Below are 14,475 nucleotides of genomic sequence, written 5' to 3'. Positions count from 1 at the left end.
CTTCATCCGGCAGCAGCCACGCTTCACAGCCCCCTCACGGGCTGGTCGGCACCACGGCCCCGACGCTTGCCGCCCGACCCTTCAGCCTTGCGGCGGCCGCGGCGTAGCCTCCGCCAGCGCCATCGATGAAGTGCATGTGCCCGCGGCCGGGCACCGGAGGGCTGATGCAGGTCAACTGCGCAGCCAATTGCCGTTCCAGCCCGAAATGGCAGATCCCCCGCGCCTCTGCACCGGCGAGTTGCGCCTCCAGCTGATCCGCGAAGGCCTCTGTGCAGTCCAGCGTCATCCGCAGCGCATCATCGTATTTGCGGAAGTCCGTATTCCCGACGATCTCGTGCCGAAGCGCGGCCGGATCGAACCCTCCCACCCGCAAGCCCATGCGGTAGATCAGGTATTCGGGGATCGATCGTGCCACGAGGCGAAGCTTGCGCCAGAGGCGGCTCCGACGGGAGCCCGGCATGGCGCGCAGCTCAAGATCCAGGCCCGCCCACGGTCCGTGCATCTGCGGTCCCTCATCCTGCATCGGATGTGCGACCTCGGCACTGATCTCCACACTGTGCAGGATTTCTTGCACGAGTTGCCGGAAGGCCGGCGCGTCGCCGCTGTGCTGCGGCACGAGCATGAGCGAGAGAATCAACGCGTGGCGGGGACGGATTGACTGCCATCGGCAGGAGAGGCCGGTCAGGTCGGGCTGGCTGCCGGGCTCAGCCGGTGCGACGGCATAGTCGCCGGCCTTCATGGCGGCCTCTGCCCAGGGCAGGCCGCCTCCGCTGAACATGGCATAGGAAACGTGAGCACTGGGCGCGTAGCGCGCGACGCGCACGTCGAGCCCGCGATCGCGTACGGCGGAGACCGGTACCAGAGCGGTGCGCAACTCGAGCTGCAGCGCCTCGCGGACCCAGACGGCCGTTGCGGCCAATGCTTCTCTGGCGGCGTTTACGTCTTCCGGGGCAATCGCGAAGCTTGCCCCGTCGCCGGCGAAGACGAACGGGAACGCGCGCCGGCCGAGGGCATTCGAAACGGCCGCGATGATGGCTGCGCCGGCCGCATTGACCGCCTTGTAGCGGCCGAGCCCGATCTGCTGCTGAGAGCCGACGACATCGGTCACACCCAGCCACCAGGTCGTGGGAAGCGGCCGATAGAGGCCTGGATCCATGAGGCTGGAGAAAGCGGTAAACCGGGGCAGGCTCGCGTAGAAATCAGGGGTCGTGCGGCCCATTGCGGGTTCGATTGGCTCCTCTGCACGTCCCGATGTCCTCGTCGCCGTCATCGCCCTGCTCCCCGGCACAGCCTCGGACGCGCGGCGCGCCCGGAACGCGGCACCGACATCTTCCTTGGTGGGACCACCATCACCACGGTCGCGTGCACGCCTTCAAGCGAACGCGCTACGGCGGCGACAAACCCACGACCGCTCCGCGCTGCCGCTCGGCTCATGTCTAATGCGGTTGCGGTTTGACTTTCGATATTCGAGCGGCGTCTTCGGGACGAATGGGTCCGGGGTGCCGGCTCCCATCCCGTCGTCACGGCAAGCGGTGGTGTGACGACGTCGGCCAACCGGCCGCCGCTGCGGGTGCAGCGGCGGCCGATCGCGCACCGGGGCCTCAATCAGCCGAAGACGGATGCTCCGTCAGCTGCAGACGCGCTCATGTCCGAAGAACAAGGGGTTGTAGACGACGCGGCAATCCCTGAAATCCGAGCTCAGGAAGTAGCCACCCGTGGGATAATTCCAGTCGAACCCGCCGAAGTGCCGACGGTAGCCACGGTGGTGGAAGTATCGATGGTGGCCGAACCCGCCGTTTCCGAAGCGACCGTACCCGAATCCGCGATGGCCGAAGCCGCCGTGATGGCCGAAGTTGCCGTGACCAAATCCGCCGTGACCGAACCCGCGGGCATCGGCGCTGGCGGCACCGCCGGCCAGTGTCGCCAGCGCGAGACCTGCGACCATCATCGTCTTCGTCGAAGTCGTCTTCATCGTGCTTCTCCCTGTTGGGGTGACAGCACTCTGCGCCCGACGATGGCCGGCCGCTGTGACCGCGGTCACAGAGGCCCGGAAACGCGGCGTGGCGCGGGATCTATGGCAGCCGCGCAGGTTCGCGCGTCAACCAAACCGCGATGGGTTGGGACCGTCCGCGGATGGAAGCCGTCCGCCGCTCGTCGAAGAGGCCGGCCGGCTCAACGATGCCGGCAGCCGTCAGGAGATCGGCGCTGACGGCGAGGCGGGCCTTGGCCTCCGACGCCACGGCCAGCAGGCGGCTCGCGACGTTGACGGTATCACCCGTCGCCGTGACCTGCTGATTGGTGTCGCTGCCGAGGCGCGAGAGGATCGCCGGTCCGGAATGCGCGCCGATCCGCACGTCGAGCGCCCGTCCGGCGCCTGCCAGTTCGGGATCGCGCGCGATCCAGTCGCGGGTCCGGACGATGAGATCGCTGGCCGCCCGCACGGCGTTTTCCGCCTTCGCGGGATCGGGGTCCAGGGCGCCGAACACGACCATCGCGCCGTCGCCCATGAAGTTGACGACGAGGCCTTTGTGCGACGAGGCGGTCTCGTCCACGAGATCGTGGAACGTCTTGAGGAGGGCGCGGGTGCGGACCGGGCCCAGGCGCTCACTCTGGCCGGTGAAGCCGGTCAGATCGATGAAGAGCACCGGGATCTCGCGCGTGAGGGGTGCGGCCAGATAGGTCGGGTCCCAGGCGAGCCGTTCCGCGAGCGCGGCGGGTTGAAGTCGGCGCAGGGCCTGCTCCGATCGCGCGAGCCTCAGGCCCTGGCGGCGATCCAGCGTCTGGCGCGCCACCGCGCACAGGAGCGTCGGCAGGCCAGCGGCTGCGAGCGGCAGGGCGGCGCTCATCCAGATGCCCTGGCTGAAGGCGACGGTGCCCAGAGCGAACCAGGCGGCCAGGAGGAGGAGTACGAGGATGGCCGCTGGGAGCGGTGGGGCCAGCGCGATCAGGAGCACGGCGGCGCCCGCGAGAATCCCGGCCGCCACCCCGTCGAGCCGCCGAACGCGCGCATCGCGCACGAGTCCGTCGCCCGTGGTCAGATGGGCGATGCCGGTCGCCAGCAGTTCGACGCCGGGCATCACGGGATCGAACGCCGTCGCAAAGGTGTCGCTGCCCCCGAGTGCCGTCGCGCCGATCACCACGACACGGTCCGCCAGAGCGGCGACGGGTGCCGTTCCATCGAGAAGTGCGGCGGCGCTCAAGGTCTGGATCGTGCGTCGCGGCCCGTAGGGACGGAGAGGAAGATGATAGCCGAGGTCGAGCCGGATGACGGCAGGCCCGATCCGGACCTGTCCCTCGGTCAGGACCGGATCGCTCCGGGCCGCCAGGGCCGCTGTGCGCAGGACGAAATGGGCCGCAACGCCGTTGTCCGCCCTGGCAACGAGAGGAAGGTGCCGCGGAACGCCGGCGGCGTCCTCGGACAGGTTGACGAGTCCCGTCAGCGCGGCCGCGCCGATCACCGGGATCGGGCGATGCACGGCGGTGGCGACCGGGATGCCCCCTTCGTTCGTGGCCTCGTCGAAGACGGCTGCCGCCGACAGGACGGCGGGCACCTTGCGGAGGGCGGCGGCGAGGGCATGATCCGCCTCGGGCTGGCGCCCGTCTTCGAGGAACAGGACATCGACGGCGAGCGCACGGGGGTGGGCCGCGGCGATCGTTTCGATCAGCCGCGCCATCGTCGTGCGCGAGATGGGAAAGCCTCCTTCCCGGCGGACGATTTCGTCGTCGATGGCGACGATCGCGACATCTTTGGGCGGCATGCGTGGACCGGCCAGGCGCATGCGCAGGTCCGTCGCCGCCGCCTCCAGGTAATCGAGGGGCGTTGCCCGTCCGGCGATGTGCAGGTGCGCGAGCCAGCCGCTCCACCCCAGCGCGGCCACGAACATGAGGAGGGCGAAGCGTCGCTTGGTCCGCCCGGGGCGCGAGATCGACTCAAGCCGCGGCACCGGACCCGCGGCTCTCACCGCCCGAAGCGCTCGAGCAGGCTTCTGACGCGCTCCTGCGGCCACCGTCGCACGTCCAGGGGGGCCTGATCCTCACCGACATCGACGCCCTCACCCGGGCCGAGCGTGACGAACACGGCCGGGGTGTTCCGGCGCGCGACGGCGACGCGGCCGCGAGCCACGAAAACCGCCGTCTTGGCGGTGGTCACATCGACGGCGTAGATCGTGCCGCGCACGGAGGCAATCGCGTGGGGGGTGAGGATCTGGAAGCCGCCCCGGCGCGTCTTCGAGCGCGTCGGCAGGGTCACGAGTACGGCGCTGCCGCCGATCTCCGCTCCCTCGAGCTGCCCGTCGCCGTCCCGATCCACCGGCCGTAACGTGGCCGCTCGCTCGGCTTCGAGCGTGAGCCCGTCGGTGCATCGCAGGATCCGCAGAGGCGGGTCGAAGCGGGTCGTTTCCGTGCAGCGCGTCTGGGCATGGACGGTGACAGGGACGACGACGGCCGCGAATGCGGTCACGACGCGCGCGAGATTCCTCATGGGGTGGATCCCTTCTGCCGCCTCAGAGCCGTGAGGGCGCGCCGAGGGCCGCCAGACGCGGCGCGACCTTCACATGCACGCGTGAGCGCCCAAGATCGATGATGCCGGATCGACGCCAATCCTGAAGGACGCGATTGACGCTTTCCCGCGCCGCGCCAACGTAAGCGGCGAGTTCTTGCTGTGTCACCTGGATTTCTGCGCCGTAATCCTCGGACAGCATAACCAGACGCCGCGCCAGCCGGGCATCGAGGGGAAGGAGCGTCGCCTCCTCCATGCGCTCGCTCATCCAGCGCAACCGTCGGCACAGGAAGCCGATGATCCGCGCCGCCAGGGCCGCGTCGTGCGCCAGGAGTTCGAGGAAGTCCCGCCGGTCGATGACGAAGAGATCCGTCGTCTCGAGCGCGATGGCCTCTGCGGTGCGGGCATGGCCATCGAGCAGGGCGATCTCGCCGAAGACATCGCCGGGGCCGAGGAGGTTGAGCGTCACGGACCGGCCGTCCTCGGTGCCGGTGGCGATGCGGATCTGCCCGCGACGGATCGCGTAGAGGGCATCGCCTGGGTCCCCCTTCTGGAAGAGGATCTCGTGACGCGCAACGCTGCGCATCCGGCAAAGGCCGGCGATGGCTTGTAGAGCGTCTTGGCCCAGCTCGGCGAAGAACGCGTTGGCGGCCAAGAGCCCGACAAGCCTGTTCGGCGCGCTCACGACATCCTCTCTCGACTGTGCCGACCCAGGCTCGTGTGCGCTCCGCAAAGTTCTCCGCGGCGCAGCCTGGTGTCAGCATGATGCCGCACCGTGTCGCCTCTGACCGGCGGGCGGGTCCGTGACAAAACTCACAGCCCGGCTGGCCACGCCGTTCCACGAGGACCGGCTATCGGCCAGCGATCGCGTATGGCCGCCACCGCATCTCGGGGAGACGCGATCCGGGCTGCCCGCCGAACCTTCGGACGGCGCTGCTATGTCGGAGGTTCCCGCAGCCGGGATGCGGCTGTGACCGAAGGATCGGTTCGCCCCGAGGCTTTTCAGAAGGCCGGACCAAAACGCATCTCCGTCGGCAAGATCGACGACAATGGCGTGAGGGCGAACCGAGCCTATCACGCGAAGCGCGACATGCAGATCTGCGAAGATCTCCGTAACGCATTCGGGAGTCGAAGCGAACAGGCCCTCGTGAACTTCATCCCGCGCTTCCAGTGTGACGTCGATCACAGTCGCGGGGGTCGAAGGCATAGAATACGACCCGAATTCCTGCGGCTCAGGATCATTTTCGCGGGACCCGCCGTGTTGGCGGGACAAAACGCTCCGTTCCTCAGCAACGGCAGCGCAGCATTAGAAGGATGTTGCCTATCATGAGCCAGTCTCGTCGCGAGGACCGCGATTCATCCCGGCGCGCGCAGGAGAACCAGCAGCGCCTGGTCGCCGACCTGCGCTCGCAATACGATGTCATCATTTGCGGCGCCGGATCCTCGGGCTCGGTCGTGGCGCGGCGCCTCGCGGAAAATCCCGACCTGCGCGTGCTGCTGATCGAAGGCGGAGGCAGCGACGATGCCGAGACGGTGCTCGACCCCGCACAATGGCCGGCCAACTTGGGCAGCGAGCGGGATTGGGGATTTGAGGCGCAGCCGAACCCGCACCTGAACGGTCGTGCCCTATCGATGTCGATGGGCAAAGGTCTCGGGGGCGGCTCCAGCATCAACGTGATGGTCTGGGCGCGCGGGCATCGCAGTGACTGGGATTACTTCGCTGCGGAGGCGGGCGATGCCGAGTGGAGTTACGACAACGTCCTCCAGATCTATCGTCGAATCGAGAACTGGCAGGGTTCACCGGATCCGCGGTATCGCGGCGAGTCCGGGCCGGTCTGGGTCCAGCCCGCCTCGGATCCCAGCCCCATCGCACACGCGATGCTCGATGCGGCCCGCGAGGTCGGCATCCCGACCTTCGCGCATCCGAATGGCCAGATGATGGAGGGGCCGGGCGGCGCCTCGATTTCGGACATGCTGGTTCGCGACGGCCGGCGCCAATCGCTTTACCGGGCCTATGTCCATCCTTGGCTCGACCGCCCCAACCTGACGGTCCTCACCGACACGACCGTGCGGCGCGTCCTGATCGAGCAGCGGCGCGCGGTCGGCGTCGAAGTGGTCCGCGCCGGGCAGGTCCTGGAGATCAGAGCCCGGGCCGAGGTGGTGCTGTCCCTGGGCGCCATCCAGACGCCCAAGGTTCTGATGCATTCCGGCATCGGGGACCATGCGGAGCTGACGCGCTTCGGCATCCCGGTGGTGCAGCACCTGCCGGGCGTCGGCCAGAACTTTCAGGACCATGTCTCGTTCGGATGCATCTGGGAGTATGCCGAACCCATCGCCCCCCGTAACAGCGGCAGCGAGGCAACCCTGTATTGGACGAGCCGCCCCGGGCTCGATGCGCCGGACGTGCTCTTCTGCCAGGTCGAATTTCCCGTGCCGAGCGATCGGACCGCGGCGCGCGGTGTGCCGGCGCAGGGCTGGACGATGTTCGCCGGTCTGGCGCGCCCGGCGAGCCGCGGCCGGCTTCGGCTGACGAGTGCCGATCCCGGAGTGCCGTTGGCGATCGAGGCCAACATGATGTCCGATCCCGCGGATCTGACGACGGCCGTCGCCTGCGTGGATCTGTGCCGCGCGCTGGGCAACGCCCAGGCGTTTCGTCCGCATGTCCGCGGAGAGGCCATGCCGGGCGACATCCGGGGAGACGCACTCGAAGACTTCATCCGTGATGCCGCCGTGACCTACTGGCACCAGAGCTGCACGGCCAAGATGGGCCGCGATGCCATGTCGGTGGTCGATGCATCGCTGAACGTCTACGGGATCGACGCTCTGCGCATCGCGGATGCTTCGATCATGCCGCGTGTGACGGCGGGAAACACGCAGGCCCCCTGCGCCATCATCGGAGAGCGGGCGGCACAGATGATCGCTCAGGCGCACGGCCTGTGATCACCCTGCGGGTCGCGGCCCGGCCGGGTTCTGCGGCTGACGGGTCCGGCTCTTCTGCTTCGGGCGCCATGCCGCGTCGTGGTGAACATCATTCTGGCGGTCGCCGATGACTTTCCAAGACGTTCAACACACGCTGCGGCAGATGGGCGATGCGGCAAGAGGCCTTGCCGCGATCGGTGCAGCCCTACGCGTGCGGCAGGAGGCGCCGGATATTCATCCCGAGGTCGCGCGCCGGTTGCACGACGTGGTCGCCGCCGTGGTGCCGGGCGGCCTCGGTGACCTTGATCAGGCGCAGGTCTCCGCGTCCCTGGCCTCCGTCACGCACGCCCTGCAGGAGGCGCGGGATCTGTTGGAGTGTCCCGAGCGACCGCCCGTCTGGCAGGTCCGCGATCCTGCGATGTTGCAGGCTCAGGGCCAAGCCTCGCGGGTCGTCGTACGGCGCTTGGCGGCCCTGGCGGCCGACCGCCCGGCGCTCGCGGCCGCCCTCACCGGGCGCTTCCTGGATGTCGGCACGGGTGTGGGCGGCATTGCTCTCGAAGCCGCAGCGCAGTGGCCCTCGCTGCGTGTCGTGGGCCTGGACATCTGGGAGCCGGCCCTCGAACTGGCCCGTGCGAACGTGGCGGCAAGCCCATTCCGCAGCCGTATCGATCTCCGCCTGCAGGATGTGACCCAGTTCGATGATCCAGCCGGCTACGCGCTGACGTGGCTTCCGGCACCCTTCCTCTCCCAGGACGCGGCTCGGACAGCGCTCGACCGGCTAACGGTTGCCCTTGAGCCGAAGGGATACCTTGTTGTCGGTCTCTACGCTCCGCCTCCGGATCCGGTCGGCGCCGCGCTTGCAGCCCTGCGGCTGGCCCGAAGCGGCGGCCACCTATGGTCGTGTGCTGCGATGGAGGCTGAACTTCGCTCCCGTAAATTCACCGCCATCGAGACTTCTGCGGGACAGCCGGTCACGCTCATGATGGGACGACGCGCGTAGAACGCTTTCCGTCGAGGCGGTGGCCTGCCGCGACGGGGCGCATCAAGCCGGCCAGTACCGACCGGGTCCAAGGCAGCGCGATCAGGACCGACGATCGGGCGGCTCGAGAGCCGCTGCCGCGTCGCGCCTGCGAATGACTTTCGAAGGCGCGATCCGGTTGATGGGGCGCACCCTGAGGCCTCTGCCTGAACCGCTTCGAGTGTCCGCTCCGGTGCAGTTGGCCCCCCAGAGCGGACCGGCGGGTCTCGGCCAAATCCCGTCGTGGTGGCGGGCGCCCCTGAATGACTGGGTTGGGTGGTTTGCCGCCCTTCCGCTTTATAGTGCAGACCGGAGAAAGCGGACGTCCGGCGATTGCGCTCAAGCTCACCGAAAGTAAGGGGCCCCAGCGGAGATTGTTCGCCGCCAGATCGAACGACATTGAAACGAACTGACTAAGGTGAAGGTGAGGCGGTCATCCTGAAGCTCTCAAATTCTCAATGCGTCGACAACCGCAGTATCCAGCGAAGTGCACGGCACGTCGCCGAGGAGTTCCATCAATCGACTTCCGTCGAGGCGCATCGCGTGCGCCCAGAACGGACGGACCTCCATGACTTCTCGGGGGAACCCACCGAACGGTGCGAGCGCGCGCATCAGCGCCCAGGGGAATCGGCGCTCGGGCAGGTCGGTGCGACCCGAAGCCCGGCGGACCGCAGCAACCATCGCGCGACCATCGGCATCGTAGTGGCCGGGAAACTGGAGCCGCTCGCATGGCAGCAGGCGATCTGCAGGCAGTTCCAGCAGGTGAATGATGGTCTCAGCGAGGTCGGGCAGGTACGCCCAGGCATGGCCAACGTCCCGCGTTGCGGGATTGACGATGCGCGTGAGCGGCGGCTTCGCCAGGGTCTGCGCGAACCAACTCTGGCCCGCCCCCGGTCCGAAGAAATCGCCCGCTCGCACGACGAGACTCCTCACCTCCGGGGCGGCCTCCGCCAAGCGCTTCTCCATCTCGACGCGGATCGCGCCCTTGCGCCCTCGCGGATGCTGCGTGGTCGTCTCGTCGATCACCGGGGCGAGGGTCGGGTCGTAGTTGTAGATTGTGCCCGGCAGGACGATCCGGGCGCCAGCCTCCTGCGCCGCCGCGAGCGTGTTGTCGAGCATCGGCAGGACTAGCCGATCCCACCCGCGATAGCCGGGCGGGTTCACCGCGTGGACGATGACGCTCGTCCTTTCCGCGGCGCGAACCACGTCCGCCCGGTTCATGGCGTCGCCAGCTTGCCAACCCGGTGCGACCGGGGCGCTCCAGGCAGCCGCCGCTCGGCTCGGATCACGTACCAAGGCAGTGACGTGCCACCCACGCGCCAGCATCGCTCGGGTCACCGCACCGCCGACGCCGCCCGTCGCCCCCAACACCAGAGCCGTTCTCATCGTCCTGTTCCTCCGTTCGTCCCCGCGTTGATGCGTCGAACGAGAGGTCCGGTAAATTGACGAGCTTCGATGGTCAGCCTATCGAATTTCGATGAGCAATGCGGATTGCGACTGGGACGATCAACGCGCCTTCCTAACGGTGCTCGACACCGGTAGCCTTTCGGCCGCGGCGCGAGCCCTCGGCCTCACCCAGCCCACTGTCCGGCACCGGATCGAGGCGCTGGAGCGGGCCGTCGGGCAACCGCTCTTCGTCCGCGGCGTGAACGGGCTGGCGCCGACGCCCGAGGCGCTCGGCTTGGTTGGGCACGTCCGGCGCATGGCTCACGCGTCCGAAGCGTTCCGGCGCGAGGCGAAGGGAGCGGCGTCCGAGGTGGCCGGCCCGGTCCGACTCAGCGTCTCGGACTTCGTCGGCATCGAGGTCGTGCCGCCGATGCTGGCGGCTTTGCGAGAGCGCCACCCGCGCCTCGCGGTCGAACTCCTCCTCACCAACACCAACACCGACCTACCCGGCCAGGAGGCGGACGTGGCGGTTCGCATGGCGCGGCCGAGCCAGAACTCGCTCGTGGCGCGCCACGTCGGCAGCATCCCGCTCGGGCTCTTCGCGTCGCCGGCCTACCTCGACCGGAACGGCATTCCCGAGACCGTCACGGACCTTACCCGGCACGCCATGGTCGGGCCCGACCGCATGCCGGCCTACCTCGCGATCCTGGACGCCCTGGGACGCGAGGCGGGCGGGCCGCTGCACGTCGCCCTGCGCAGCGACAGCCATCCCGCACAACTCGCCGCGATCCGCGCCGGCCTCGGCATCGGCGTGGTGCAGGTGCCGGTCGGCGAGCGCGATCTCGTGCGCGTCCTACCGGACCGCGTCGTGTTCGACCTCGACACCTGGATCGTGGCGCACGAGGACGTCCGGCGCAGCGCCCGCATCGACGCCCTGTTCAACCACCTCGTGGAGTCTTTTCAAGCCTACTGCTCCCGGTAGAGGCCGCCCTCAGCCGCTGGGCGCCGACGACACCAGGAGATCCCGCAGCCATGCCTGGGCCGGGTGCCGGTCCGAGCGCCTGTGCCAGAGCAGGTGGAACTCTACTGGGGCGAGTTCGACGGGGCAGGGCCTGACCGTGAGGAGAGGTGCCATGCCCGAGCCGGTCACGACGCCTTCCATCAGCGTCGCGACGAGATCCGTGCGCGCCACGAGCGCCGGTGCCGCGTACATCTGGGGGAGCACCACCCCGAGCCGCCGGCGAAGGCCGCGTTCGGAAAGGGCCTCGTCGACGGCGCCGAACCCGTCGCCCTCGGGGGAAACCAGGACATGCCGGGCGGCAGCGAAGGCCGCCGCGTCGCCGAGGCATTCGGCGGCCGGCGAGCCGGCCCTGGCGACGGACACGAATCGCTCGCGGAACAGGGGCCGCGCCAGGATACGCGCCTCGGTGCCGGGAGGTACGCCAACCGCCACATCGGCCAACCCCTCGTCCAGCAGGCGGACCGCCTCGTTCCTGTCCGTGAAGCCCCGGATGCGCAGGTCCACTCCCGGCGCCGCGGCCGCCAACGCCTCCGCGAGCGGCGGCAACAGGACGTGGGCGGGATGCTCGGAGAGCGCCAAGGTGAAGACGACGGACGCCTCGGCCGGACGGAAGTCGTCGCGCAGCGCCAGAGCCTCACCGACCGTCCGCAGCGCACCCTTCAACGGGGCGGCGAGATCCTGCGCCCGGGAGGTGGGGGCCAGGCCCTTGGGGCCGCGCACGAACAACTCGTCGCCCGTCGCCTTCCTCAGCCGGGCAAGCGCCGCGCTCATGGCGGGCTGGGTCAGACCGATGCGACGCGCCGCGCGCGTCACGTGACGCTCCTCCATCAGTGCATCGAACGCCACGATCAGGTTCAGGTCGAGCCCACGGAAATCCATGGCGTGGATGTTCACACATCAACACCATGCGTTTCAATGATGACCTACACCATCTTACGTCTCCGGGATTGGAACGGAGATCAAAGATGCCCCACCCCCGCATTCCCGATGGCGCGGCCCTTGTGCTCACCCACGGACAGCGCACGGCGCTTGAAGCCTTTTACGGCGCTCTTGGGCGCCGCGACGTCAACCTGCTTGACGGGGCCACGACGCCGGACTGGGAAGATATCCCGCTCGCACCGGGCCAAGGCCCCGGGCCGGAGGGCGCAAAGCCGGTTTTCCGGATGCTTCTCACCGCGTTCCCCGACCTCGTCGTCGAGATCGTCGACGTCTTGGCCGAGCGGGACCGGGCTGCGGTCCGCGCGCGCGTGTCCGCCACCCATGCCGGCCCCCTCTTCGGGGTTCCGGCAAGCGGCCGCCGCGTCGCGTTCGTGCTGCACGAGTTCCACGACTTCGAAGGCGACCGGCTCCGCCGCACATGGCACTTGGAGGACCTGTTCGGCCTGTTCTCGCAAGCCGGGGCCTTCCCGGCGCTTCCCGGAAGGCAAGGCTGATGCGCGCCCTTCTGATCGACGGCTACGCGCCGGTCCCGTCCGCGCACCTCGGCACCGCCGCGGATGTCCGGCCCGGGCCCGGGGAGGTCCGCATCCGGGTGGAGGCCGCGGCCCTCAACCCGCTCGACGCCAAGCTGGCGCACGGCGACATGACGGGCTGGTTCCCGCTGGCATTCCCCTACGTGCCAGGCACGGACTTCGCCGGTGTCGTGGACGCACTCGGTGAGGCGGTCACGGATCTCCGACTGGGTGATGCCGTCCTCGGACGCAGCGACCCGGTGGCGGGCGGTGCCCTGGCTGAAGCCATCATCGTCCCTGCCCGCTGCGTGACCCGCCGCCCTGAGGGACTGGACGCGAGCATCGCCGCTTGCCTTCCGACCCCGGCCGGCATCGCGTACCAAGCTCTGTTCGATCACCTCCGCGTCCCGGAAGGGGCGGTGCTGCTGATCCTCGGGGCGGGAGGCGCAGTCGGGCGCGCCGCGATCCAGCTGGCTCCCGCGGGGGTGGAGGTCGTCGCCTGCGCCGGCCAACCGCGCGGAACCGACCCGGCCTCCCCCGCACGCTGGGTCCGCCCCGACGAACCCGATTTCCTTCGTGTGGCGGCCAAGGCCGATTGCGTCCTCGATTGCGCCGGTGGGGAAATCCAGCACCGGGTCATCGCGGCGATGCATCCGGGGGCCAAGCTCGCGGCCATCGTGGCGCCTGCGGACGAGGCGGCCGTTGTCGCTCGGGGCATCGACGCTGCCTTCCTCGTCCTGGAGACGCGCCGGGATACGCTCGCCGCCATCGCCGATGCCGCGGCACGGGGTGTCCTGCATCCGGAGGCTCCGGCCGTCTTCGGCTTCGAGGAATCGGCGGCGACCTACCGCGACTACGTCGCCGGCCGCACGATCGGCAAGCTCGTGATGACGACCGGAGGCGGGCGATGAGCGGGTTCGGACACGGGCGCGGGGCCATCGTGACGGGCGCATCCCGCGGCATCGGCGCGGCCATCGCCCGGCGTCTCGCCGCCGAGGGCTTCGGCGTGACCGTCGGCTTCGGCTCCGATGCCGGCGCCGCCCATTCCGTCGTGGCCGAGATCCGCGGCCGCGGCGGCGATGCGGTCGCGGTGGAAGGCGACGTCACGCGTGAAGAGGACGTCGCGCGCCTCTTCGACGAGGCCGCGGCACGCTTCGGCGGCCTGGACGTACTGATCAACAACGCCGGGGTGATGTCGCCGATGCCGCTGGCTGGGCTGGACGGGGCTGCCTTCGACCGTCTCATGGCCGTCAACGTCCGTGGCGTCGTGAATGGCTGCCGGCAGGCTTGCGCGCGGCTCCGGGACGGGGGCCGGATCGTCAACCTGTCGACCAGCGTCCTGGCTATGGCCCCGGCCGGATACGGACCGTACTGCGCCAGCAAAGCGGCGGTCGAGGCCCTGACCCGTTGCCTCGCCAAGGAACTCGCGGCTCGCTCGATCACGGTCAACGCCGTCGCACCGGGACCGACCGAGACGGATTTGCTCACGGCGGCCAACGGCGCGGACCGCCTGGAAGGCTATGCCCGGATGACGCCGCTCGGGCGGCTGGGGCAGCCGGACGACATTGCGGGCGTCGCGGCTTTTCTTGCCGGGCCCGAGGCGTCCTGGGTTACGGGACAGGTGATCCGCGCGAACGGAGGCATGGCCTGACCGCGTTGCAGGACCACGGCCGTCGTTCGCGCCGGGGCGTGCCCTGAAACTTCAGAAGCGCCGGTGCCAACCGCCATGCCGGAAGCCGCCCCAACGGTGGTCGCCATGCCAGGCGAAGCCGCGGTGCCAGCTGTCTCGTCCGGCGGGGCATCCACGATGTCGGCCCGCAGCGCCTCGCCGTTGATGGCGCGCAGGATGGCGGGCCTCTGCGCCGGGTCGGCGTCCCCCAGGAGGCCCATGATGCCGCCGGCCTGGTCGAGGCGGGGGAACCGGGTGGCGTAGGGCGACCGTTCCTGGCCGCGCTGCCACTGGTCGATGCCGAAAGTTGCCACGACCAGCAGCGAGAGCGCGCCCAGCAAGACCAGCATGATCCGCCCGAGCAGGCCAACGCGGGCCATCAAGGGGGGGCCCTCACGGGTGCCGCGAGGATGTAACCCGCGTGACCTTGCCCCGTGTTTGCCCCCGTTCATAACCAGAGTCCGTTCTGGTTCTGGTCCTGTTGGGACCGGGTTGCAAATGCGTTCGGGGTGA

Annotated in this window: 13 protein-coding genes; 6 read left to right on the top strand and 7 right to left on the bottom strand. The window is 69.3% G+C overall.

Annotated features, from left to right (window positions below):
* Positions 1-34 precede the first annotated feature (34 nt).
* The 5 genes from ABIC70_RS26040 to ABIC70_RS26020 form a co-directional block, all read right to left on the bottom strand.
* On the bottom strand, positions 35-1,219 hold the full coding sequence (locus tag ABIC70_RS26040; protein WP_354441890.1) for a DUF3095 domain-containing protein: 1,185 nt from the start codon (positions 1,217-1,219) through the stop codon (positions 35-37).
* A gap of 408 nt (positions 1,220-1,627) precedes the next feature.
* Entirely contained in the window at positions 1,628-1,972 is a 345-nt protein-coding gene (locus tag ABIC70_RS26035; RefSeq protein WP_075381747.1) for a hypothetical protein, read from the bottom strand.
* A gap of 100 nt (positions 1,973-2,072) precedes the next feature.
* Positions 2,073-3,944, bottom strand: coding sequence for a CHASE2 domain-containing protein (locus ABIC70_RS26030; protein WP_354441888.1), 1,872 nt, complete (start codon positions 3,942-3,944; stop codon positions 2,073-2,075).
* A gap of 14 nt (positions 3,945-3,958) precedes the next feature.
* The gene (locus tag ABIC70_RS26025) at positions 3,959-4,480 is read right to left on the bottom strand and encodes a FecR domain-containing protein (RefSeq protein ID WP_043352866.1); all 522 of its coding nucleotides are present in this window, start codon (positions 4,478-4,480) and stop codon (positions 3,959-3,961) included.
* Between the two features lie 22 nt (positions 4,481-4,502).
* On the bottom strand, positions 4,503-5,183 hold the full coding sequence (locus tag ABIC70_RS26020) for a Crp/Fnr family transcriptional regulator (RefSeq protein ID WP_043352864.1): 681 nt from the start codon (positions 5,181-5,183) through the stop codon (positions 4,503-4,505).
* A 641-nt stretch (positions 5,184-5,824) separates the two neighbouring features.
* On the opposite strand from ABIC70_RS26020, the gene ABIC70_RS26015 reads away from it, so the two are divergent.
* Both ABIC70_RS26015 and ABIC70_RS26010 read left to right on the top strand, forming a co-directional pair.
* On the top strand, positions 5,825-7,438 hold the full coding sequence (locus ABIC70_RS26015; protein WP_354441885.1) for a GMC family oxidoreductase: 1,614 nt from the start codon (positions 5,825-5,827) through the stop codon (positions 7,436-7,438).
* Between the two features lie 106 nt (positions 7,439-7,544).
* Entirely contained in the window at positions 7,545-8,417 is an 873-nt protein-coding gene (locus ABIC70_RS26010; protein WP_354441883.1) for a methyltransferase domain-containing protein, read from the top strand.
* A gap of 465 nt (positions 8,418-8,882) precedes the next feature.
* Here the strand turns inward: ABIC70_RS26010 and ABIC70_RS26005 are convergent, their stop codons facing one another.
* The gene (locus ABIC70_RS26005; protein ID WP_043384633.1) at positions 8,883-9,821 is read right to left on the bottom strand and encodes an NAD(P)H-binding protein; all 939 of its coding nucleotides are present in this window, start codon (positions 9,819-9,821) and stop codon (positions 8,883-8,885) included.
* 91 nt (positions 9,822-9,912) lie between these two features.
* Here ABIC70_RS26005 and ABIC70_RS26000 point away from each other — a divergent pair, with 91 nt between their 5' ends.
* Positions 9,913-10,803, top strand: a complete 891-nt coding sequence (locus ABIC70_RS26000; protein WP_043384636.1) for a LysR family transcriptional regulator — start codon at positions 9,913-9,915, stop codon at positions 10,801-10,803.
* Positions 10,804-10,812: 9 nt separating this feature from the next.
* Here the strand turns inward: ABIC70_RS26000 and ABIC70_RS25995 are convergent, their stop codons facing one another.
* On the bottom strand, positions 10,813-11,736 hold the full coding sequence (locus ABIC70_RS25995; protein WP_354441880.1) for a LysR family transcriptional regulator: 924 nt from the start codon (positions 11,734-11,736) through the stop codon (positions 10,813-10,815).
* Positions 11,737-11,807: 71 nt separating this feature from the next.
* On the opposite strand from ABIC70_RS25995, the gene ABIC70_RS25990 reads away from it, so the two are divergent.
* Genes ABIC70_RS25990 through ABIC70_RS25980 form a run of 3 tightly spaced genes read left to right on the top strand, consistent with a single transcriptional unit; the run spans position 11,808 to position 13,944 of the window.
* Positions 11,808-12,275, top strand: a complete 468-nt coding sequence (locus tag ABIC70_RS25990) for an ester cyclase (protein WP_051976139.1) — start codon at positions 11,808-11,810, stop codon at positions 12,273-12,275.
* Complete coding sequence (locus tag ABIC70_RS25985; protein ID WP_354441878.1) at positions 12,275-13,204, top strand: NADP-dependent oxidoreductase; 930 nt, start codon at positions 12,275-12,277, stop codon at positions 13,202-13,204. The genes ABIC70_RS25990 and ABIC70_RS25985 overlap by 1 nt, the downstream gene beginning before the upstream one ends.
* Entirely contained in the window at positions 13,201-13,944 is a 744-nt protein-coding gene (locus tag ABIC70_RS25980) for an SDR family oxidoreductase (RefSeq protein WP_043384639.1), read from the top strand. The genes ABIC70_RS25985 and ABIC70_RS25980 overlap by 4 nt, the downstream gene beginning before the upstream one ends.
* Positions 13,945-14,475 lie beyond the last annotated feature (531 nt).

The organism is Methylobacterium sp. 1973 (genome assembly GCF_040545035.1).
Taxonomy (GTDB): domain Bacteria; phylum Pseudomonadota; class Alphaproteobacteria; order Rhizobiales; family Beijerinckiaceae; genus Methylobacterium; species Methylobacterium fujisawaense.
Note: the sequence above shows the minus strand (reverse complement) of the source record. Positions and strands in the feature narration are given on the sequence as shown.